Annotated in this window: 25 protein-coding genes and 1 pseudogene; 11 read left to right on the top strand and 15 right to left on the bottom strand. The window is 60.0% G+C overall.

The annotated features are described in order from the left end of the window. On the top strand, positions 1 to 539 hold a 539-nt coding region (locus ACRXB1_RS10820; protein ID WP_449491989.1), incomplete at its 5' end, for an NADPH-dependent FMN reductase. Here the strand turns inward: ACRXB1_RS10820 and ACRXB1_RS10815 are convergent. Together ACRXB1_RS10815 and ACRXB1_RS10810 are read right to left on the bottom strand one after the other, a co-directional pair. Then, entirely contained in the window at positions 511 to 642 is a 132-nt protein-coding gene (locus ACRXB1_RS10815; protein ID WP_236873486.1) for a helix-turn-helix domain-containing protein, read from the bottom strand. The two genes, ACRXB1_RS10820 and ACRXB1_RS10815, sit on opposite strands and share 29 nt — an antisense overlap. A 118-nt stretch (positions 643 to 760) precedes the next feature. Then, complete coding sequence (locus tag ACRXB1_RS10810; RefSeq protein WP_062172434.1) at positions 761 to 976, bottom strand: hypothetical protein; 216 nt, start codon at positions 974 to 976, stop codon at positions 761 to 763. Positions 977 to 1,263: 287 nt separating this feature from the next. Here ACRXB1_RS10810 and ACRXB1_RS10805 point away from each other — a divergent pair, with 287 nt between their 5' ends. Then, the gene (locus ACRXB1_RS10805; RefSeq protein ID WP_062002721.1) at positions 1,264 to 1,479 is read left to right on the top strand and encodes a hypothetical protein; all 216 of its coding nucleotides are present in this window, start codon (positions 1,264 to 1,266) and stop codon (positions 1,477 to 1,479) included. A gap of 113 nt (positions 1,480 to 1,592) precedes the next feature. Beyond that, positions 1,593 to 2,396 (top strand): MetQ/NlpA family ABC transporter substrate-binding protein, encoded by an 804-nt coding sequence (locus tag ACRXB1_RS10800; protein ID WP_174362467.1) that lies wholly within the window; start codon positions 1,593 to 1,595, stop codon positions 2,394 to 2,396. Between the two features lie 62 nt (positions 2,397 to 2,458). Here the strand turns inward: ACRXB1_RS10800 and ACRXB1_RS10795 are convergent, their stop codons facing one another. The 5 genes from ACRXB1_RS10795 to ACRXB1_RS10775 form a co-directional block, all read right to left on the bottom strand. Further along, on the bottom strand, positions 2,459 to 2,674 hold the full coding sequence (locus tag ACRXB1_RS10795; RefSeq protein WP_056365821.1) for a TOBE domain-containing protein: 216 nt from the start codon (positions 2,672 to 2,674) through the stop codon (positions 2,459 to 2,461). 70 nt (positions 2,675 to 2,744) lie between these two features. Then, a complete protein-coding gene (locus ACRXB1_RS10790; RefSeq protein WP_449491988.1) occupies positions 2,745 to 3,584 on the bottom strand; it encodes an ATP-binding cassette domain-containing protein in 840 nt (279 codons plus the stop codon). Then, positions 3,581 to 4,372 carry an aliphatic sulfonate ABC transporter permease SsuC gene (ssuC, locus tag ACRXB1_RS10785; protein WP_062172432.1) on the bottom strand — a complete coding sequence of 264 codons (792 nt, stop codon included), beginning with the start codon at positions 4,370 to 4,372 and terminating at the stop codon, positions 3,581 to 3,583. The genes ACRXB1_RS10790 and ssuC overlap by 4 nt, the downstream gene beginning before the upstream one ends. Positions 4,373 to 4,386: 14 nt before the next feature. Continuing rightward, positions 4,387 to 5,535 (bottom strand): FMNH2-dependent alkanesulfonate monooxygenase, encoded by a 1,149-nt coding sequence (gene ssuD / locus ACRXB1_RS10780; protein WP_062002718.1) that lies wholly within the window; start codon positions 5,533 to 5,535, stop codon positions 4,387 to 4,389. Positions 5,536 to 5,796: 261 nt separating this feature from the next. Then, positions 5,797 to 6,837, bottom strand: coding sequence for an aliphatic sulfonate ABC transporter substrate-binding protein (locus tag ACRXB1_RS10775; protein WP_449491987.1), 1,041 nt, complete (start codon positions 6,835 to 6,837; stop codon positions 5,797 to 5,799). Between the two features lie 195 nt (positions 6,838 to 7,032). On the opposite strand from ACRXB1_RS10775, the gene ACRXB1_RS10770 reads away from it, so the two are divergent. Further along, positions 7,033 to 8,073 (top strand): S1C family serine protease, encoded by a 1,041-nt coding sequence (locus ACRXB1_RS10770; RefSeq protein ID WP_062172430.1) that lies wholly within the window; start codon positions 7,033 to 7,035, stop codon positions 8,071 to 8,073. Positions 8,074 to 8,081: 8 nt separating this feature from the next. On the opposite strand, the gene ACRXB1_RS10765 is transcribed toward ACRXB1_RS10770, so the two are convergent. The 5 genes and pseudogenes from ACRXB1_RS10765 to ACRXB1_RS10745 all read right to left on the bottom strand — a co-directional run bounded on the left by ACRXB1_RS10765 (position 8,082) and on the right by ACRXB1_RS10745 (position 11,135). Further along, complete coding sequence (locus ACRXB1_RS10765; protein WP_449491986.1) at positions 8,082 to 8,627, bottom strand: cytochrome b; 546 nt, start codon at positions 8,625 to 8,627, stop codon at positions 8,082 to 8,084. Then, positions 8,624 to 8,866, bottom strand: a pseudogene (locus tag ACRXB1_RS10760) (catalase); the annotation flags it as partial. The gene ACRXB1_RS10765 and the pseudogene ACRXB1_RS10760, both read right to left, overlap by 4 nt. Before the next feature lie 63 nt (positions 8,867 to 8,929). Continuing rightward, positions 8,930 to 9,784: an anti-sigma factor family protein gene (locus tag ACRXB1_RS10755; protein ID WP_062172428.1), complete on the bottom strand. Its 855-nt coding sequence runs from the start codon at positions 9,782 to 9,784 to the stop codon at positions 8,930 to 8,932. Beyond that, positions 9,781 to 10,299 (bottom strand): RNA polymerase sigma factor, encoded by a 519-nt coding sequence (locus ACRXB1_RS10750; protein ID WP_062002713.1) that lies wholly within the window; start codon positions 10,297 to 10,299, stop codon positions 9,781 to 9,783. The genes ACRXB1_RS10755 and ACRXB1_RS10750 overlap by 4 nt, the downstream gene beginning before the upstream one ends. A 119-nt stretch (positions 10,300 to 10,418) precedes the next feature. Further along, the gene (locus ACRXB1_RS10745) at positions 10,419 to 11,135 is read right to left on the bottom strand and encodes an anti-sigma factor family protein (RefSeq protein ID WP_449491985.1); all 717 of its coding nucleotides are present in this window, start codon (positions 11,133 to 11,135) and stop codon (positions 10,419 to 10,421) included. Positions 11,136 to 11,406: 271 nt separating this feature from the next. Here ACRXB1_RS10745 and ACRXB1_RS10740 point away from each other — a divergent pair, with 271 nt between their 5' ends. The 5 genes from ACRXB1_RS10740 (at position 11,407) to ACRXB1_RS10720 (ending at position 14,356) form a co-directional block, all read left to right on the top strand. Next, positions 11,407 to 11,673 (top strand): DUF4148 domain-containing protein, encoded by a 267-nt coding sequence (locus ACRXB1_RS10740; RefSeq protein WP_174363465.1) that lies wholly within the window; start codon positions 11,407 to 11,409, stop codon positions 11,671 to 11,673. An 81-nt stretch (positions 11,674 to 11,754) separates the two neighbouring features. After that, positions 11,755 to 12,075: a DUF4148 domain-containing protein gene (locus ACRXB1_RS10735; protein WP_174363464.1), complete on the top strand. Its 321-nt coding sequence runs from the start codon at positions 11,755 to 11,757 to the stop codon at positions 12,073 to 12,075. 104 nt (positions 12,076 to 12,179) lie between these two features. Beyond that, on the top strand, positions 12,180 to 12,599 hold the full coding sequence (locus ACRXB1_RS10730) for a secondary thiamine-phosphate synthase enzyme YjbQ (RefSeq protein WP_062002709.1): 420 nt from the start codon (positions 12,180 to 12,182) through the stop codon (positions 12,597 to 12,599). A 43-nt stretch (positions 12,600 to 12,642) separates the two neighbouring features. After that, positions 12,643 to 13,923, top strand: a complete 1,281-nt coding sequence (locus ACRXB1_RS10725; protein ID WP_062002708.1) for an aspartate carbamoyltransferase — start codon at positions 12,643 to 12,645, stop codon at positions 13,921 to 13,923. Positions 13,924 to 14,017: 94 nt separating this feature from the next. After that, on the top strand, positions 14,018 to 14,356 hold the full coding sequence (locus tag ACRXB1_RS10720) for a hypothetical protein (protein WP_449491984.1): 339 nt from the start codon (positions 14,018 to 14,020) through the stop codon (positions 14,354 to 14,356). A gap of 4 nt (positions 14,357 to 14,360) precedes the next feature. On the opposite strand, the gene ACRXB1_RS10715 is transcribed toward ACRXB1_RS10720, so the two are convergent. The 3 genes from ACRXB1_RS10715 to ACRXB1_RS10705 form a co-directional block, all read right to left on the bottom strand. Beyond that, the gene (locus tag ACRXB1_RS10715) at positions 14,361 to 15,053 is read right to left on the bottom strand and encodes an aspartate/glutamate racemase family protein (RefSeq protein WP_449491990.1); all 693 of its coding nucleotides are present in this window, start codon (positions 15,051 to 15,053) and stop codon (positions 14,361 to 14,363) included. A 104-nt stretch (positions 15,054 to 15,157) separates the two neighbouring features. Next, positions 15,158 to 15,919: a CDP-diacylglycerol diphosphatase gene (locus ACRXB1_RS10710; protein ID WP_449491983.1), complete on the bottom strand. Its 762-nt coding sequence runs from the start codon at positions 15,917 to 15,919 to the stop codon at positions 15,158 to 15,160. Between the two features lie 86 nt (positions 15,920 to 16,005). Beyond that, positions 16,006 to 17,397 (bottom strand): aminotransferase-like domain-containing protein, encoded by a 1,392-nt coding sequence (locus ACRXB1_RS10705; RefSeq protein ID WP_174363107.1) that lies wholly within the window; start codon positions 17,395 to 17,397, stop codon positions 16,006 to 16,008. A 424-nt stretch (positions 17,398 to 17,821) separates the two neighbouring features. On the opposite strand from ACRXB1_RS10705, the gene ACRXB1_RS10700 reads away from it, so the two are divergent. Then, entirely contained in the window at positions 17,822 to 18,304 is a 483-nt protein-coding gene (locus ACRXB1_RS10700) for an MSMEG_0572/Sll0783 family nitrogen starvation response protein (RefSeq protein WP_056365868.1), read from the top strand. A gap of 31 nt (positions 18,305 to 18,335) precedes the next feature. Further along, the coding region (locus ACRXB1_RS10695) for a Nit6803 family nitrilase (protein ID WP_449491982.1) at positions 18,336 to 19,334 on the top strand (999 nt) is incomplete at its 3' end.

Genomic DNA, 19,334 nt, shown 5'->3' with positions numbered 1-19,334 from the left:
TCAGTTCGATCTGCGTTTCGGTGCGTTCCTTGTGTTCGGGCGCGCGCACGCGCCTCTTCGGCGGCACGTTCCTGCACAGCCTCCCTCACTACGCGCCCGAACACAAGGAACGCACCGAAGCGCAGATCGAACTGATCGAAGCCGTGCGCGAAGCGGACGCGGTGATCATCGGGACGCCCGGATACCACGGCGGCGTCTCGGGACTCGTCAAGAACGCGCTGGACACGCTGGAAGAACTGCGCGACGACAGGCGTCCGTACCTCGACGGTCGGGCTGTCGGCTGCGTAGTGACGGCTTATGGATGGCAAGGCGGCGGCGCAGTGCTGACGTCGCTGCGTTCAATCGTGCATGCGCTGCGCGGCTGGCCGACGCCGTATGGCGCGGCCGTCAATTCGCTGGAAACGCGGTTCGAAACCATCGATACCTGCTCCGATCCGAAAGTCGCCGATCAGCTCGCAACCGTCGGCCGGCAAGCTGCGCAGTTCGCGCTGGCTTTCAATGCGCGCGAGGCTATTGCGGAACTCGATACTGCGCGTTGATTTTTTGGTTTGCCTGTAGCAATTCAACGCCGAGCACTTTCTCGAGACTCCGGATGCGGCGTGTGACCGCTGGCTGAGTTGTGTCGAGCAGTCGAAAAAGCATGTGCGACCGGCAGCGCACGACCGCAGCAACTGCCTCGATGTCATCTGACTTCAACAAAACCCGTTCCACTCAGGGCACATGAATGTCTGATCATTATTGAAGTTGCACACCGTTTGCGTCAGTCCTTGAACGGCAACTCCGGGGTGAATACGAAAGAATCCACCACATACCCCATATGGAAATAGCCGCTGCATGCACATGACGCAATGCGTTCAAGGTGATACGGCTCACGCGCGGTTTCCCTGGCCTGACTTGCAGCAGCCAATCGCCGTGCATGCCACTTGCGCAGCACGTGGCTGCCCCAGCTCCTGAAAAGGGCTTTCTGTTCGGACATCGCAGTTCTCCTTGAACGCTGGCCGGCGCGGGGCAAACGGGCCACCGCTTTTATACGGTAGGCGAAACTTAATCGCGCGGATACCATCTTTTATTCATTTCCATATCTGCCGATCATTCGGTAGCCACGACCGCAAACCCGCGCAAGACCTACGCCACATTTGCTTCTTTCCTATCCCCCTTGGGAGCGGCTTTGCTTCTACCGATTGATTGGTTCCGTTGACAGGCGCCGCTGGCTAATCTGGGCACATGCGTTCCATTGCATCGAGTACCGGAGGTCAAACAGACATGCATTACAAAGGTTATGAAGTCGCTCCCGCCGCACAGCCGCTGCCCAGCGGATTGTTCGCCGCCAACCTCGTCATTCAGGACGAAGCGTCGCTGCAAAAACGCGCCTATGTATTCGACGCCCTCGACTACTTCTTCGAATCCGATCTTGCCGTGGCCTACGCGGCGCGCTGGGCGCGCATGTGGATCGATAACCGGCGCCTGCCGCGGGCGTGAAGCAGGTTCTGAAGCATCCTTTCGAATTTGCATAACCACATGAAAACAGATTCGTTCCAACACCGCGCAAGTCGTGAGACGATGCGGCCCTGCTAACCAGAAAGAGTTTCAATATGCATCGTAGAACTATCCTTGCAAGCGTCGCGTTCGCCGCGCTTGGCGCCGTATTCGGCACCGCCCACGCTGAAGATGCGCCGCTGCGCATCGGCACCATGAGCGGCCCCGACGCGCAGATCTGGACCGAAGTATCGAAGGTCGCGGCTCGCGAAGGCCTCAAGATCAAGGTGATCGAATTCAACGATTACATTCAACCCAATGCAGCACTCGATGCGGGCGACCTGGACGCAAACGGCTTTCAGCACCAGCCGTTTCTCGACAGCCAGGTCAAGCAGCGCGGCTACAAGATCGTCAACGTGGGCCTGACGTACGTGGCGCCCATGGGTTTCTACTCGAAGAAGATCAAGTCACTGAAGGACTTGCCGCAAGGCGCGAAGGTCGGCATTCAGAACGACCCGTCCAATGGCAATCGCGCACTGTTGCTGCTGCAAAAGAATGGCGTGATCAAGTTGAAGGCAGGCGTGGGCAAGGACGGCGTGAACGCAACGCCGCTCGACGTGGTTGAAAATCCGAAGGGCATCAAACTAGTCGAACTCGATTCGGCGCAGTTGCCGCGCTCGCTGGATGACCTCACCGCTGCGTCCATCAACACGGACTACGCCGTGAAGGCCGGCTTGTCGCCGACCAAGGATGCGATCGCCATTGAAGATCTGAAGGGCCCGTATGCCAACCTGATCGCGGTGCGCGAGAAGGATCGCAATGCGCCCTGGGTCAAGAAGCTGGTGTCGGCGTATGAGTCGCCGGATGTGAAGAACTATATCGATACGCAGTTCAAAGGCTCGATCATTCCGGCGTTCTAGTCAAAGCTGGCGCTGAATAAAAAGGGGCGAACCTTAATTCGCCCCTTTTGCATTTGGATCCTTTAGAGCCGAGCAATCGATACTTCGGTAGACTTCACGAATGCGATGACTTCACTGCCGACCTTCAATTCGAGTTCATCGACTGAACGAGTCGTGATCACTGACGTCACGATGCCGTGTGGCGTCTCTACATCCACCTCGGATACCACCGACCCGCGGATGATCTCCTTGATGTGACCTTTGAACTGGTTGCGTACGTTGATTGCTGTGATGCCCATGTGATGCTCCCTGTTTGAGTGAGTCATGCCGGGGCCGGTCGACATCGGCAAAGTGTGATGATTACGGTGTCTAGCTGACCTGCGCGCCGTGCTTCAGCACCCGCGACAGAACCTGCTCTTCCAGCTCCGCGAAACCTTCTGCCGTGCGCGAACGAGGACGCGCGAGCGAGATGGCGGCATCGAAGGAAATCTTGCCCTCTTCGATAAGCACGATGCGCTCGCCCAATGCCACAGCCTCCTGCACATCGTGCGTAACCAGCAACGCAGTAAAGCCATGCTCGCGCCACAGACGCTCGATCAACGCGTGCATTTCAATGCGCGTCAAGGCGTCCAGCGCGCCAAGCGGTTCATCCAGCAACAGCAGGTCCGGCCGATGCACGAGCGCGCGAGCAAGCGCCACACGCTGGCGCTGACCGCCCGAAAGTTGCGCAGGCCAGTCGCCTTCACGCGTGCTCAAACCGACTTCGGCCAGCGTCGCGCGTGCGTCCTCACGCGACGATTTCGGCAAGCCGAGCATCACGTTTTGCAGCACGCTTCTCCACGGCAGCAGGCGCGCGTCCTGGAACATGATGCGGGTCTGCAATTCGCTCGAACCCTCTGCCGCGTTACGGCTCACCACGCCGCCGGTCGCTTTCTCGAGCCCGGCGATAAGGCGCAGCAGCGTGGACTTGCCGCAGCCGCTGCGTCCGACTATCGATACAAAGCTGCCACGCTCGATAGCAAAATCAAAATTGGAGAGAACTTTGCGCGCGCCGAAATGTTTGTCGACGCCCTGAAGCGCGACGGCCATGTCCGCAGGATTCGGACGCGGCGAAGGCGACGGCGGTGTGCGTTCACGCGTGATGACGCGCGGTTCGTCGCTGGCAAACGCAACGCTATCCGATGACAGCGATGAAAGAACTGATGTCACGATTTTGCTCCCTTCTGATACGCAGGATGCCAGCGCAGCGTGGCGCGCTCGATGGATTTGGCGAGCATGTCGGCAAGCTTGCCGAGCAGCGCGTAGAGCAGGATGCCGACCACCACCACGTCCGTCTGCAGGAACTCGCGGGCGTTCATCGTCATATAGCCGATACCCGATTGCGCCGAGATGGTTTCCGCCACGATCAGCATCACCCACATGAGGCCGAACGCAAAACGCACGCCGACGAGAATGGACGGCAACGCCCCCGGTAATATCACGTCGCGATACAACGCGAAACCTGTAAGCCCGTAGCTGCGCGCCATTTCGATCAGGTCGGCATCGACGGAACGAATACCGTGATACGTATTCGTGTAGACCGGAAAGAACACGCCGAGCGCAACCAGAAACAGCTTGGCTTCCTCGCCAATGCCGAACCACAGGATCACCAGCGGGATCATTGCAAGCGCGGGGATGTTGCGGATCATCTGCACGGTCGAGTCGAGCGCAACCTCAGCCGGTTTGAAGAGACCTGTCCCCAGCCCGAGTACGAAACCGATACCGCCGCCGATCGCAAAACCGGTCAATGCACGCCATGCGCTGACCTTCACGTTCGCCCACATGTCGCCCGACTGGATCAGCTCCCACGCGGCCTTGACGACTGCCAGCGGCTCGGGCAAGACACGCGACGACAAGCCGCCGGTTCGCGCTGCAAGCTCCCATGCAACCAGGATCAGGATAGGCACGAGCCAGGGCGCTGCCTGCATGCCTGCGCGTCGAAGAAATGATCCGTTCATTGTGATTCCCCGTTTCAGCTCTGCGATGCACGCGGCAAATACGACGTGCCCACGATTTCGCCAAAGGGTCCCGACAACGGGCCCGACGCGGGCTCTTTCTGCTCGCGCGGCAACAGCGGGAACACGAGTTCTGCAAAGCGATACGACTCCTCCAGATGCGGATAGCCGGACAAGATGAACGTATCGATACCCAGCGCCGCGTATTCTTTCATCAGGCCCGCAACCTGCTCCGGATTGCCGACGAGCGCCGTGCCCGCGCCACCGCGCACGAGTCCGACGCCGGCCCACAAGTGCGGATAGACTTCGAGCTTGTCGCGCTGGCCGCCATGCAACGCAGCCATGCGACGCTGGCCTTCGGAATCCATCTTTGCAAACGATGCCTGCGCGCGCTGGATGGTTTCATCGTCGAGCTTGCTGATGAGCTTGTCCGCGTCCGCCCACGCTTCTTGTTCCGTCTCGCGCACGATCACATGCAGGCGAATTCCGAACTTGATCTTGCGGCCTTTGTCGGCTGCGCGGCGGCGAATATCGTTGATCTTCTTTTCGACTTCGGCCGGCGGTTCGCCCCACGTCAGGTACGTGTCGATATGATCGGCCGCAATCTCGTGCGCGGCAGGCGACGAGCCGCCGAACCACAGCGGCGGGTGCGCTTTCTGCACCGGCGGATAAAGCACCTTGCCGCCCTTCGACGACAAATGCTTGCCTTCGTAATCGATTGAACCGCCTTCATGCGACGACTCGAGCAAACCACGCCAGATGCTCAGGAATTCGTCCGTGACTTCATAGCGCGTGTCGTGGTCGTTGAACACACCGTCGCCTGCCAACTCGACCGGATCACCGCCCGTCACCACGTTGATCAGCAACCGTCCATGCGACAAGCGATCGAACGTCGACGCCATGCGAGCTGACAACCCCGGCGAACTCAGGCCCGGGCGGATCGCCACCAGAAATTTGAGGCGCTTGGTCGCGGGAATCAGGCTCGACGCCACGACCCATGCGTCTTCGCATGAGCGGCCCGTGGGCAGCAGGACGCCCTCGTAGCCGAGCGTGTCGGCGGCTACCGCGATCTGGCGGAAGTAGTCATAGTCCGCGGCGCGAGCGCCTTGCGTCGTACCGAGATAACGGCTGTCGCCGTGTGTCGGAATGAACCAGAAAACATTCATTGTCGTGCTCCTGCCTTGCGAGTTGAGTCGAGCTTCAGCGCCCGTTCCGATAAATCATCTTATCGACGCACACTTTTCCCATGAACGATTTATTTGAGCTAAGGTTCTCGCCAATTCTGCTTATGCGTCTCAAGTGATGCCGTAGCGATGGGTTGCCTGGCGACGGGCGCGAACTGAATGGCACGTTCACTTGAAGCGAAACCGCCGGCGGATGCGGGCGGTTTCGGTTTCTGGAAACTCGCATTGACGATCAGTGATGCGCTAAGGCTGCTTGGCGGTATCCCCGGCGGCGACCGTATTGGCCGAAGTCGCGGTATCCGCTGCAACGGCCTTGCGCGATGCAAAGTCCCAGACGAGTGCGCTCGTGGTATCGACGGGTTTCGGCAAGAGCTTCGCCTGATAGAAGCTGTCGGATATAGCTTGCTGCTCGCCGAAGTTCTTCGCGACCACTGCGCGGACCGCATAGGTACGACGCGAGTTGGCGCGTTCGACCGTCGCCTGATCGAGTCCCCACACCGGCGCGAGGATCTTCGCTGCGTCTTGCGGATGCGCCTTCGTCCAGACACCGGCCTCGACCAGTTGCTTGAAGACGATATCGACGATCTGCGGATACTTCTGCGCGAATGGCGCCGATGCCAGGTAATAGCGCTGATAAGACGCGAGGCCATCGCCACGCATCAAAATGCGTGCGCCCGCATCGAGTTCCACCGAAGCCACATACGGGTCCCATGCAAACCATGCGTCCACGTCGTTGCGCTCGAAAGCGGCACGTGCATCGGCGGGCGCGAGGTAACTGATCTTGACGTCGGCAGGGGTCAGCTTGGCCCGTGCGAGCGCGGACAGCAGCAGATAGTGAACGCCGGCTGCCTTGGTGACGGCGATGCGTTTGCCTTTCAGGTCGGCGAGCGAATGAATGGGTGCATCGCGATGAACGATCACTGCCTGCGCCGAGGGCGACGGCGTTTCCTGCGCGACATAGACGAAGTTGGCATTTGCAGCTTGCGCGAAGACCGGAACCGTGTCGGCGACGTCGGCGCTGAAGTCCACAGCGTCTGCATTAAGCGCTTCCGTCAGCGGCAACCCGCTTGCAAACTCGCTCCACTCTATGCGCACATTCAGCGGCGCGACCGCCTTTTCGAGGGTCCCGCGCGCCTTGAGGATTGCGATCAGCGTGGAGGATTTCTGGTAGCCGATCCGCAGTTTTACCGGCGTTCCCGACGGCGTTTGCGCAACCGCGTTGATGGCAGTGGAAGCCAGTAACGCCATCGCAAAACAGGCGACAAGGCGATGAAGGATTTTCATGGAAATGGAAGCGGAGCAAGGGAGAGAAGCCAGCCAACCATGTTAGCAACGCACCCGCGCGCGACTAAACGATCATTGCTGATATCGATTGCATTGAAAGTGCTGATGGGACGGGTCAAGCTCACCCGCTTTGGCGCCGCTTGAAATCAGCGGCGTTACCCCGCATCTGAAGGTCCATTTATCCGGAGCACGATCATGGGAAGCCGTCCCCAATTTATCGATGATCTTTCGCGCGGCGCCGCCGAGGCCGCCGCCCTCTCGACTCCCCTTGGCGACGAAGCGCTGCTCGACGCCTATTCGCGCACGGTCATCGGCGCGCTGGAGCGCGTGCAGCAAGCAGTGGCATTCATCTCGGTCGAACGGCGCATGCCCGGGAGCGCCAACGCACGCAATCCGCGCGGCTCACAGGGTGGAACGGGTTCAGGCTTTATTTTCACGCCCGACGGTTATCTGCTGACGAATAGCCATGTCGTGCACGGCGCCACGCAGATTCGCGTCACGCTCGCCGACGGCGGAACGTTCGATGCCGACCTCGTCGGCGACGATCCCGACAGCGACCTCGCCGTGCTGCGCATCGGTTCTGCCGAAGCATTGCCGCACGTGGAACTCGGCGAATCGGGCAAGCTCCGCGTCGGGCAAATCGCGATTGCCGTGGGCAACCCGCTCGGCCTCGCGCAGACGGTGACGACCGGCGTTGTCTCGGCGCTCGGACGTTCCTTGCGATCCAACTCCGGACGCATGATCTACGACGTGATCCAGACCGATGCAGCGCTGAATCCCGGCAATTCGGGCGGCCCGCTGATCAACTCGGCCGGTCAGGTGATCGGCGTGAATACGGCGATCATTGCGGGCGCGCAGGCAATCTCGTTCGCCACGGCAATCGATACCGCCAAGTGGGTCATCATGCAGCTCTTCGCGCATGGACGCGTGCGGCGCGCGTATATCGGCGTGGCGGGTACGACGTCGCCCATCTCTCGGCGCGTGCAACGCTATTTTGAGTTGCCGTCGGCGAGCGGCGTGCACGTGATGGAAGTCGTGAAAGCAAGTCCTGCTGCAACAGGCGGATTGCGCACCGGCGACAGGATCGTTGCTATCGACACGCTGCCTGTGGACAGCGTCGACAGCTTGCAGCGGACGCTGGATGCAACGCGGATCGACCGCGTGGTGAATGTCACTGTGCTGCGCGGCACGCAGAAGCTCGAGCTGGAGGTGACGCCGGTCGAACAGGCGGCGTGATCATTACGTTAGAGGCCGCGGCGGCCTCTCGCCATGCTCGAAAACACGCCATCGCGTTTGATCAATCCGTGGAACATCGCAGCGCCCAGGTGCGCGAGGAAGGTCGCGAACAACAACAGCGCGAGGACCGTGTGCGCGGAACGCAAGAACGCGTAGAGGCGCACGCCTTGCGGCGCGATCGGCGGCAGATAAAGCGCTCCGGCCAGATGAATCGGAAACCCTCCGGCTGACAGCATCGACCAGCCGACCAGCGGCATTGCGAACAGCAATGCATAAAAGACCCAGTGCGAAAGATGGGCGATGTGCTGCTGCCAACGCGGCATGTCATTGGGTAATGGCGGTGTGCGATGCGTCAATCGAACGATGAACCGCAGGAGCACGAGCACGAGAATCGCGATGCCAAGCGGCTGGTGGACTGCCAGCAGCGTCTCATGCCACGACGACAACGTGGCGACCATCCCCACGCCGATAAACAACATCGCTATGACAAGCGGCGCCATCAGCCAGTGGAAGAACCGGGCGGCGGGACTGAAATGTTTATCTGCGACGCTCATTGAATGTTCCGTGTCGATGCTTGAGCGAATGCCGGGCCATGCGCTTCCTCACGCGTGCGGCGATTATAAGAGACGGCATAAGCCGACGAGCGCGCGGCCAATAGCGGATCGTCGGACGGCTTGGGACCGGCGGGAAGGATGGTCGGATCGTAGTTGATGTCGCGGCAATCGCCATCGCCTTGCGGTGTCTCGCGCTCGATCACCAGCGTGCCTGCATCGATGTTTGGCCGGTCGTCGGGTCATCGCTTGGCGATAATCAGCACGAGGTGCCGGCGCAATGCGCCGGCACCTTCGGAAGCGTTTTATTGCGTGGAGGTCTGCGGCTTTACATCGCCCATCTGGGTCAGTTGAGAATAGACGTCGTGCGAAAGCTCGAGCAATACCTTCCGGTCGATCGCGCCTGATACCGCATAACCGAAGTCGCCATCGATCCAGTAGAACACGTTCACCGAGCCGTCCTGGTAAAGCTTGAACGCAGTCGTATCCGAACTGATCTTCCTGTGCGAGATGCACAGCGTGATGCGTTCGCCCTTTGCGTCGTGGTACATGAACTGCGCGACCGGACCATCGTCACCGGGCAAAAGACGGCCGCCCATCAGTTCGAAGCCGACGCGCGTCAGGATCGGCGGACGCACATCCGTACCAAGCCGCTTCGATACCCACGTCACCAGTTCCTGCTCGCGATCCGCCCCGACTTCGACCGGCCGCATCACTTCGGGTGCATACATCACGTGCGCAACGGCGGATTGACGCGCGAACTGCTCACCCGGCGTAAAGCTCGCGCGCTCCACGTGAACGCCACCACCGCTGCCGGGCATCAGCGCACGGCCTCCGACGTTGCCCATCATGCCGCCCACGCCAATGCCCACGCCTATGACAAGCGCCGCCGCCATGCCGGCGAATTGCGGCCAGTTGGCGGCATCGCGCCAGCGTTTGCGTTCGGGCGGCAACAGCCGTTGCGGCACGGGCTCGCTCAACACGCGGTCATAGCGGTCATGGAACATGCTGTTCAGCGAGAAGTAATCGCTGATCTTGGTGGCGAGCGCTTCGTCGTGTTCCAGCAGCCGATCGATTTCCTCGCGACGGTGCTCCGCCAGCGACCCGTCCACATATGCGTGGATTTCGTCTTCGGTAATCGGTGTTTGTTGTTCGCTCATCGCACCACCTGTAATTTTGCGCCGGGTTGGGCGCCTGCCATCAGCGCGCGCAATCTCTCACGCCCGCGCGATAAACGCGACATGACGGTCCCGATCGGGATTTCCAGCGCTTGCGCAACATCCGCGTAGCTCATTTCTTCCAGTCCCACGAGCAGCACGACCTGACGCTGATCGAGCGGCAAGCGCTGCAAAGCGAAGTCCAGATCGCGCATTTCAAGCGACTGCGTCTGCGTACCGGCGACCGCGAATTCACGCTCGTTTATGTTCTCGTCATCGACGGAGACATGCACCGCTTTTACCCCGGCGCGACGGGCCTGATTCGCGAACACGTTATGCATGATCGTGAAAAGCCACGCGCGCATATCCGTGCCGGTCTGGAACTTCTCCGTATGGCGGAGCGCGCGTTCAAGCGTGTCCTGTACCAGATCGTCGGCGAGATCGCGGTTGTTGATCAGCGCCCGCGCATATCGGCGTAATCGCGGCACATGTTCCATTAACTCGTCACGGACGCCCATGGGCCTTCCTCATTTTGTAAGCTTATGCGGACGCTGGACCTGAAACGCCGCTGCGAATAATGGGCTAACACCACGGGTCGCGGGTTATTCCCGTCATCCGGCTTTTTTATGCGTTGAGTTCAATTTCCCGTCATCAGATCCGCAGCGCGCATCAGCCCGCGCGTGTTTGCACGACCCGCCAGCACGTAGCGCCTGCCGCCCGCAGTCCATGCCAGCAAACGCGTCTCGCCTACCCGATTTGCTTTCCACTGCGGTTGCGGTTTTGCCATGATGCCGGGCGCGATCAGCATGACAGCGGCCTCGCCCGTCGCGTTCCGATACACATATTCGGTTGCCGATGCCAACGGGCCCACCGGCATTTCGCGTCTCGCAGTCGGGTGAAAGCCTACGACGTACAAGTTCGGCGCATCCGCCAAAGCCTTCGCCGAGCTTACATAACCGCTCGCGCCGGTCGCCATGTCCTGCACCGCGACCGCCTGTTCGAGCGCCATGATCGATGCATTATCGAGCGCAGAATCGGAGATGTCGAATGCGAACAGTCCGCCCGCCACCAGCACCAGCGCAGCGAAGGCGGCTATCAAATACGCGCTGATACGGCGCTTCGATACCCGCGGTGCGGATCTGGGCAGCGGCGCTTCGTCCGTGGGTTCATGAAAGGCACTCTGCATTTGCTGGTTGATCCGCCCATAGAACGCGACCCGCTGCGCCTCGTCGGGACGGTCTTTCAAATAGCTTTGAACGCTGGCAGCGCGCACCGGATCGAGCATGCCGTCGGCGTAAGCCTGGACGTCGGACTCTGAGAGCCGGGGTTCCGAAGGTGGTTTTACTATGGACATGATCGATTCGAGTTGCTGTCGGTATGGAGGCGAACACCGTTTCATGCGCTTTATTCCGTCTGCACATTGTTTCAGGTTTCGCGCCAAAACAGCCGCCTAACTGAAAACAAAAGCGTCCCTGACCGCGTAAACACCATCCATTGCAGCTTATTCCACTCGTATTCAAATTTTTTTCCGGCAAAAAATAATCCGCTTTATCGGGAATATCCCTGCCCCTTCCGGGGTTCTCTCCAGTACACACCGCAACGAAACACCTCTACTGGAGAAGAACATGAAAGCCCTCGCCATTGCCCTCGTAGCTATCGCGACAATCGCTTCAGCCAATGCATTTGCGCAAACCAAGACCCGCGCCGAGGTCTATCAGGAACTGATCCAGGCACAGAAAGACGGCCGCGACTTCGTGACGGATACCTCGTACCCCGATGTCAATCCGATCTTCGCGCACCAGCTAGAACAACAGAAGACGCGTCTTGCTCAAGAGCAATCGAACACCACAGTGGCAAGCACGCCCCCGGCAAACGCAAGCGAAGCAAACTGAAAGTCCCGCAACGAAGTACCACGCAACATCCGTAGCAACCTGGCAAATACATCGGATCACTAATTATTTATTGAGGTCATCATGAACAAATTCCTTATCTCCGCATTGGTTCTTTCATCGGCATTGGCTGCACCGGCTTTCGCGTTTGCCCAGAGCAACGCTCCAGTGACGCGCGCACAGGTCAAGGCCGAACTCGTTCAGCTCGAAAAGGCCGGCTATAGCCCCGGCGGCGAAAACGTCAATTACCCGCAGGATATCCAGGCCGCCGAACAGAAAGTCTGGTCGCAACAAGGCGCGGCGGCAACGTCGTATGGATCGTCCACCGGCAGCATGTCGGCATCGGGCGCACGCGCTGACCATGCGCCGGATCAAGCAACGCAATCGATCTACTTCGGCCATTGAGCGAATGAGCGGCCTCGCCTGTGCCACCCTGCATGAGCCGGTAAACTCCGGAGGCAAGCGCGACGACTTTCTTGCGTCGCGCACTTTCCTCTGGAGACATCCGCATGAAACAGGCGCTCCACCATCTGGGCGTGACCACGCGCACGCGCGGTCTGCACGAAATTACCCGCGACATTCGCAGCTGGATCGACCAGCAAGGCATCCAGACCGGGCTGCTGACAGTGTTCCTCCGACATACATCGGCGTCGCTGCTGATACAGGAAAACGCCGATCCCGACGTGCGCACCGACCTCGAACAATTCTTCGCGGACATTGCGCCGGAAGAGCCGGGCCGCTATGTACACGACGCGGAAGGCCCCGACGACATGCCCGCGCATCTTAGAACGGCGCTCACCCAAGTCCAGCTTTCCATACCGGTGAGCGCGGGCCGCATGGTTCTCGGCACGTGGCAGGGCATCTACCTGTTCGAACACCGCCGCGTTTCACATAGACGCGAGGTCGTGTTGCACCTTTTCGGCGAGTGATTTAATATACGCAGCGCGTATATAACCCCCGGGAGCGTCCGACATGCATCTGCAACAACAAACTCTGCTTCGGGACGCCATGCGGCGGCTCAACATGACGCGCGATGCCTTTGCGAACCGGATTGGCGTTGCTCGAAGGGCACTGGATACATGGCTGCTTCCGGACGAATCCGCTGAATCGCGCGCCATGCCGGAAATCGCCAGCCGCTACGTCATGGAGATCCTGGAGCGAACGCCCACTGACGATGAGTATACGCAACGCGTACAGTCACCTTCCATTCTGCACGAGGGACGACCGCACCTGCTTTCCGTCGATCAGTTTTCGCGCGATTCCGTCGAAGCGCTGTTCCGGGTCGCGGACACCATGCAACCCATCGCGCGGCGTCAAAAAATCACGCGCGTCCTGGAAGGCGCAGTGCTCGCGAACCTGTTTTTCGAAGCCAGCACCCGCACACGTGTGAGCTTCGGCGCGGCGTTCTGCCGGCTGGGCGGTTCCGTATGCGACACGACGGGCTTCACGTTTTCATCGATGGCAAAAGGCGAGTCCATCTATGACACCAGCCGCGTGATCAGCGGCTATGCGGACGCGCTCGTCGTGCGCCATCCCGAGAAAGGATCGGTGGCTGAATTCGCACGCGCGACCAACGTTCCCGTGATCAACGCAGGCGATGGCCCCGGCGAGCATCCGAGCCAGGCGCTGCTCGATCTCTACACGGTCCAGCGCGAGTTTTCACGCGTGGGGAAGATTGTCGACGGCTCGCATATCGCAATGGTCGGCGACCTCAAATACGGCCGCACCGTGCATTCGCTCGCGAAGCTGCTGGCGCTGTATCGCGGACTTAAATTTACGTTGATCTCGCCGGCATCGCTCGAAATGCCCACGTCCATCCTCGATCAGATCACGCGCGGCGATCATGTGGTCGAGCAGACGAGCGACCTGCACGCAGGTCTCAAAGGCGCGGACGTGGTGTATGCAACGCGCATTCAGAAAGAGCGCTTCGCCGATGAATCCATCGAAGGTTACACGCCTGATTTCCAGATCAATCAGGCCCTGGTCGAAAGCGTGTGCGGGCCTGACACGTTGATCATGCATCCGCTGCCGCGTGATGGCCGCCCCGGCGCCAACGATCTCAGCGTCGACCTCAACCACGATCCGAGGCTTGCGATCTTCCGTCAAACCGATAACGGCATCCCCGTGCGCATGGCGATTTTCGCGGTGTTGCTGGGCGTGGAAGGACAGGTCCAGCACTCGATGCGCGATGCTGCTTGGCGAGCACCCGCGTATATCGGTCCTGACGATGCGGTCTTCAACGGCATCGACTAAGCAATTTATACGGCGACGCCGGAAATCTTGACGCGTTGTTTACGCGCAAAAAGATACGCTGCAAGTCATCCCGAACAGAGGAGCTTGCAGCGTCATGAACCTTGTACTCGAAAGAATCGTTGGCCCGGCGAACAACAATAATTCGGCGGAACGCGAAGGCACTGCCGCGCCCTGTGTTTCGCGCGTTCATCTGTCGGCGGTACTGCGCAGCAAGCAGGATGAGGCGGCGCGTGAGCGCATTCGCCGCCTCTTTCATTCGCCGCTCGGCGTGTACGTGAGCCAGGCTTCGCGCGATCACGACGACCTCCGCCTTGTATTCGACGTCGCCATGGAAGACCTCGACTTCACCGTGCGTACCTTACATCAGGTTCTGCCCGAGGCCGTGATCGAGGCCGTCCGTCCGCGCGTATTTACGCACAGGCGCGAGCACTAAGGCATTACGCGAGCGAGAAGTTGACGGCAGCGCGGGCGTGGAGCGTGGTGGTATCGAGCAGAGGGACAGGGCTGTCCTCGGCTTTTACCAGCAGCATGATTTCCGTACATCCCAGTACGATTGCTTCGGCGCCGCGTGCTGCCAGCCCGTGAATGACATCGCGATAAAGCTTGCGGGATTCTTCCGTCACGATCCCAAGACACAACTCGCGATAAATGATGTCGTGAACGGTCGCCTGCTCTGCGGTATCGGGGACGATTGTCGCAATGCCGTGTCGTTCTTCAAGCCGGTCACGGAAAAAACTTTCGCGCATTGAAAACGCCGTGCCGATAAACCCGACTTTGCGAATGCCGCGCCTTTGCGCTTCAATACCCGTCGGGTCCACGATATGCAAAAACGGCACGGACACCGCAGCGGCAACCTGCTGCGCGACGAGATGCATGGTGTTCGTGCAAAGCACGATGCAATGCGCCCCGCCCGCTTCCAGATGGCGCGCGGCCTCGCTGAGCCGGATGCCTGCGATGTTCCATTGTCCGTCGCGTTGAAGGCCTTCAATAGGCGCGAAATTCACGCTATGGAGCAGCACTTGCGCCGAGTTCAGTCCGCCGAGCCGGGTGCGCACATCCTGGTTGATCAGCCGATAATATTCAGCGGTCGATTCCCAACTCATCCCGCCGATCATGCCTATGGTTCGCATCGTGGTCATGCTGCTGCCCTGCCGTTCTGTTTGTCGAACCGACATAGTGCAGCGAAGCGCGGCGCGCGGCTAGGGTAAAATTTCGAGACAAACGCAGGTGCAGGCTAGCGTTCGCGTGCAATCGCGCAACTGTGGTCCTGCAGTTCTTCCGACGATCCAAAGTCACCCTGCGCCAGACGTACGTGATCATTGAGCAGGAAAAACGCGGGCTTGCCGTCGGGCGTGGTCGTGCCGGTCAGCAGCAGCGTCTGGTCCGCCATGCGTCCCCCTTCCTTTGCCACATCGGCTGCGAGCAACTTGAAAGGATCGACCGAGGCGAGCGCCGGGTCATCGATACGCCTGATCCTGTACGCATGGCCGCGCAGCGAGGTAGGGAACGCGGTCCATTGCGTACCGATCTTCGGTCCTTGTTCGCGCAGTGCGTTCACGACATCGGGCGCCAGGCAATCGATATGAATATGCAACTGGTTCTGCGAACGTCCGCTGGTCGAATTGATCGCGAGCGAAAGTTCATCGCGCGGCAATTCCTTGCCGAGTTTTGCGTTCACGAAGCGCCGGGCGTCCCATGCAGCGCGCCAATAGTTCGGCGTATCCGCCGCCAGCAACTCGGGACTTTCAATCCCGCCAATGCGTTTTGTCGGGATCAACAAGTACTGCGTGGCCCCGTTCAGGTCCTTCAGTACGGCATAGCCCTGAGTTGCATCGACATCGATACACTTTTGCGGCACGTCCGCCCCCTGCGCGGCCGGTTCACATGAGTTATGAACGATCTGCCATAACGCATTGGGATTGCCGGCGCATGCTGACGTCAGGATGACAGCCGCGAGCGCGGCCGCGAAAAAGCGAAGAAACCAAAGGTTCCGCATGGGGCGAATAGTCGAGACGAAAAGCTGCATCGTAGCAAGGGCGCTTTACGTCTGCATGACCTCTGCCTGGCAAGCCTCGTCCCAAATCACATGACGGGCAGATGCAAATGGTGCGGATGCTCGACCGTATCCGCGATCAGTCTCAGCGCGTCTTCGCATTCATCCAGATTTTTTGGACCGCCGAGGCAGACGCGAATGGCTTCGGGCGGATTGCCATCGGTAGCAAACGCCGTTGCCGATACCGCTCCGATCCCTTGCGAACGCAACTGCAACGCAAGCTCCGACGCTTGCCATCCGCATGCAGGATCGATCGGCATCCAGAAATGAAAGCCGGCGGGATCGGCGTCGAACTTCCACTTCGATAACACGCGCGCCGCGATTGCCTGCCGCGCAGCGGACTCGGTCCGGATGGCGTCGAGCATCAGGTCGGCGGTGCCGTCCACGACCCATTGCGTAGCGAGCAACATGGTGAACGGGCTCGCCATTACCGTCGTGGCGCGCAATGCGCCCGCGAGATGCTGCGCGCGCCGTGAAGAAGGCGCGCGAATGTAGGCCACGCGAAGCCCCGCGCCGAAGCTCTTCGAAAACCCCGTCACGTAGTAGGTCAGGTCCGGTGCGAACGACACCATTGCGTCGGGCGCGTTCGCGGGCAGCATGCCGTAGGCATCGTCTTCGATGATCGGCACGCTGTATCTCAACGCGACGTCGGCCAGCGCCTCCCGGCGCTTCGATGAAAGCGTGACCGTGCTCGGGTTCTGGATGGTCGGGTTGCAATAGAACGCGCTGGGCTTGTCGCTCTTGCAGAGCGCTTCGAAGGCATGCGCGAGGGGACCGTCGTCGTCGCGTGCGAGTGCCTGCAGACGCACGCCAAGCTGCGCTGCAATCGCCTTGATGCCGGGATACGCCAGCGTATCGAGACAGATGGTGCCGCCCGGCCGCGCGAGCTGCGACACCATCGCCACGAGCGCGCTGTGGATGCCCGGACATACGAGCACCTTGTCTTCATCGCAATCATCGAAACGGCGCTTGAGCCACCGGGTTCCCGCAGCGCGGTCGTCGGGCGTGCCGCCAAAATCCTGGTACCGCAATAGACGATAAGGATCGGTTGACGCAAAGAGCCGCGCCGCCGACTCGCGCAACCGTGCGGCAAGCTCGGCGGGTTCGGGCGGCATGTTCATGGTCATCTCGACACTGCTGCCGCCCGAGAGCGGCAACGTTGCCGTTCTCCCGCGCACGAACGTTCCGCTGCCTGCGCGCGAATCCAGCAGACCGCGTTTGCGCGCTTCTGCATAGGCACGCGCGACGGTCGTGTAGTTGAGCTGCAGTTCGTCGGCGAGATCGCGCAAACCGGGCAGCCGGTCGCGCGGGCGCAGTCGTCCGCTCGCCAGGTCTTCTTCGATTAGTTCTGGAATCAGCAAATAAGCCGGCTTGCGGCTTTCCGTGAGTTTTCTGATCCAGTGATGAGTAAGACTGGCCATGAAACGTTCTCTGATTAAAGGCGGTTAAAAAACGATAGCACGAAAAACGCAAACATAAAAAATTGATCGCATTGAATGATCGTATGGAGAATCGTTTTGCAGGCGGTCAATGCACGTAATGAGTGTTTATTGCACCAGTAGCGAGCGATTGCACCAACAAAACATCGCCCTGTTGGTGCGTGGGCGAATTTGACGTGGCGCCGAAGTGAGGCCCCGCAAGGCTTTCGGCGAGCCGATTCAAAATATTTCCTACTCGCCCAAGTGCTGATCGGTTGAATGATCGGGTATTGATCGCATTGACATTGCGTTTCAATGGCACGGCGGTTGCATTATCTGATTTGCAAGCAGCGTGGCGGGAACCGAATAAAAAACCGGATTCTCACTGTTATCGATGTTTTAAATCGTGTATTTAATGGAGATTAGAATGCCTGCCGTCAATATCCCGATGCACAAGAAAGGCGATTATCTTGTCGACTATGAAGAAAAGGTCTTTGAGGACGTCAAGGCCGCCCCGGGCGAAAAGGCGCTGGTGACGTTTCATACGGTCGCGTTCGAAGGTTCCATCGGCTTCGTGAACCTGCTGCAAGCCACGCGGCTCCTGCGCAAGGGCTTCGAAACATCGGTGCTGCTTTATGGTCCCGGCGTGACGCTCGGTTTGCAGCGCGGTTTCCCAACGCTCGGCGACGAAGCCTTTCCTGGCCACCTGAACTTCAACAAGCAGATCCAGAAGTTCATGGAAGAAGGCGGCAAGGTCTACGCGTGCCGCTTCGCATTGCAGGCTCTTTATGGGCAGGGCGAAGCATCGTTGATCGAAGGCATCAAGCCGATCAGCCCGCTCGACGTGCTCGACATCCAGCTGCTGCATCGGAAGGACGGCGCGCTGATCATCAACACGTGGACCGTCTGACATTGCCGACACTCTCGACCACGGAATGACCATGCCCGACAAGAGAATCGTCCGTGCTGCCGCGGTCCAGATTTCGCCGGACCTCGAACGCCCCGGCGGCACGCTCGAAAAGGTCCTCGCGACCATTGACGACGCCGCGCGCCAGAGCGTGCAGCTGATCGTCTTTCCCGAGACCTTCCTGCCCTACTACCCGTACTTTTCATTCGTGCGGGCACCGGTTGCATCGGGCGCGGAACACATGCGTCTTTATGACGAAGCCGTCGTCGTGCCTGGCCCGGTGACCCATGCGGTATCGGAACGAGCGCGGCGGCACGGCATGGTCGTGGTGCTGGGCGTGAACGAGCGCGATCACGGCAGCCTTTACAACGCGCAACTCATCTTCGATACCACCGGTGAGCTGCTTCTCAAGCGCCGCAAGATCACGCCCACGTTTCATGAGCGAATGATCTGGGGCATGGGCGACGCAGCGGGCTTGAAAGTGGCGCAGACGAGCATCGGCAAAGTGGGGGCGCTTGCGTGCTGGGAGCATTACAACCCGCTCGCGCGCTACGCGCTGATGACGCAGCACGAAGAGATCCATTGCAGCCAGTTCCCCGGTTCGCTCGTCGGTCCCATTTTCGGTGAGCAGATCGAAGTGACGATCCGGCATCACGCGCTGGAATCCGGCTGCTTCGTGGTCAATTCGACGGGGTGGCTGACCGAGGCGCAGATCGAATCCATCACGAAGGAACCCGGCCTGCAGAAGGCGCTTCGTGGCGGCTGCAATACCGCGATCATTTCGCCCGAAGGCCAGCACCTGGCGCCGCCGTTGCGCGAAGGCGAAGGCATGGTGATCGCGGATCTGGACATGTCGCTGATCACCAAACGCAAGCGCATGATGGATTCGGTCGGCCATTATGCGCGGCCCGAATTGCTGAGCCTTGCAATCAACGACCGCCCCGCCGTCACGTCGGCGCCCATGAATCCTTTCTCACCTTCAACCGGGGAAAAGCATGTTGAACGCGAACGCGAGCGGGGCGATGTCGGCCGC

It is taken from the genome of Caballeronia sp. M23-90 (assembly GCF_053574605.1).
The sequence above is the reverse complement of the archived record's forward strand: the minus strand, read 5'-3'. Positions and strand labels throughout refer to the sequence as shown.

Bases quoted from the DNA above. Each gene is read 5' to 3' on its own strand.
- ACRXB1_RS10815 (WP_236873486.1), bottom strand. From the start codon at position 642: ATGCTTTTTCGACTGCTCGACACAACTCAGCCAGCGGTCACACGCCGC.
- ACRXB1_RS10810 (WP_062172434.1), bottom strand. From the start codon at position 976: ATGTCCGAACAGAAAGCCCTTTTCAGGAGCTGGGGCAGCCACGTGCTG.
- ACRXB1_RS10805 (WP_062002721.1), top strand. From the start codon at position 1,264: ATGCATTACAAAGGTTATGAAGTCGCTCCCGCCGCACAGCCGCTGCCC.
- ACRXB1_RS10800 (WP_174362467.1), top strand. From the start codon at position 1,593: ATGCATCGTAGAACTATCCTTGCAAGCGTCGCGTTCGCCGCGCTTGGC.
- ACRXB1_RS10795 (WP_056365821.1), bottom strand. From the start codon at position 2,674: ATGGGCATCACAGCAATCAACGTACGCAACCAGTTCAAAGGTCACATC.
- ssuC (WP_062172432.1), bottom strand. From the start codon at position 4,372: ATGAACGGATCATTTCTTCGACGCGCAGGCATGCAGGCAGCGCCCTGG.
- ssuD (WP_062002718.1), bottom strand. From the start codon at position 5,535: ATGAATGTTTTCTGGTTCATTCCGACACACGGCGACAGCCGTTATCTC.
- ACRXB1_RS10775 (WP_449491987.1), bottom strand. From the start codon at position 6,837: ATGAAAATCCTTCATCGCCTTGTCGCCTGTTTTGCGATGGCGTTACTG.
- ACRXB1_RS10770 (WP_062172430.1), top strand. From the start codon at position 7,033: ATGGGAAGCCGTCCCCAATTTATCGATGATCTTTCGCGCGGCGCCGCC.
- ACRXB1_RS10765 (WP_449491986.1), bottom strand. From the start codon at position 8,627: ATGAGCGTCGCAGATAAACATTTCAGTCCCGCCGCCCGGTTCTTCCAC.
- ACRXB1_RS10755 (WP_062172428.1), bottom strand. From the start codon at position 9,784: ATGAGCGAACAACAAACACCGATTACCGAAGACGAAATCCACGCATAT.
- ACRXB1_RS10750 (WP_062002713.1), bottom strand. From the start codon at position 10,299: ATGGGCGTCCGTGACGAGTTAATGGAACATGTGCCGCGATTACGCCGA.
- ACRXB1_RS10745 (WP_449491985.1), bottom strand. From the start codon at position 11,135: ATGTCCATAGTAAAACCACCTTCGGAACCCCGGCTCTCAGAGTCCGAC.
- ACRXB1_RS10740 (WP_174363465.1), top strand. From the start codon at position 11,407: ATGAAAGCCCTCGCCATTGCCCTCGTAGCTATCGCGACAATCGCTTCA.
- ACRXB1_RS10735 (WP_174363464.1), top strand. From the start codon at position 11,755: ATGAACAAATTCCTTATCTCCGCATTGGTTCTTTCATCGGCATTGGCT.
- ACRXB1_RS10730 (WP_062002709.1), top strand. From the start codon at position 12,180: ATGAAACAGGCGCTCCACCATCTGGGCGTGACCACGCGCACGCGCGGT.
- ACRXB1_RS10725 (WP_062002708.1), top strand. From the start codon at position 12,643: ATGCATCTGCAACAACAAACTCTGCTTCGGGACGCCATGCGGCGGCTC.
- ACRXB1_RS10720 (WP_449491984.1), top strand. From the start codon at position 14,018: ATGAACCTTGTACTCGAAAGAATCGTTGGCCCGGCGAACAACAATAAT.
- ACRXB1_RS10715 (WP_449491990.1), bottom strand. From the start codon at position 15,053: ATGCGAACCATAGGCATGATCGGCGGGATGAGTTGGGAATCGACCGCT.
- ACRXB1_RS10710 (WP_449491983.1), bottom strand. From the start codon at position 15,919: ATGCGGAACCTTTGGTTTCTTCGCTTTTTCGCGGCCGCGCTCGCGGCT.
- ACRXB1_RS10705 (WP_174363107.1), bottom strand. From the start codon at position 17,397: ATGGCCAGTCTTACTCATCACTGGATCAGAAAACTCACGGAAAGCCGC.
- ACRXB1_RS10700 (WP_056365868.1), top strand. From the start codon at position 17,822: ATGCCTGCCGTCAATATCCCGATGCACAAGAAAGGCGATTATCTTGTC.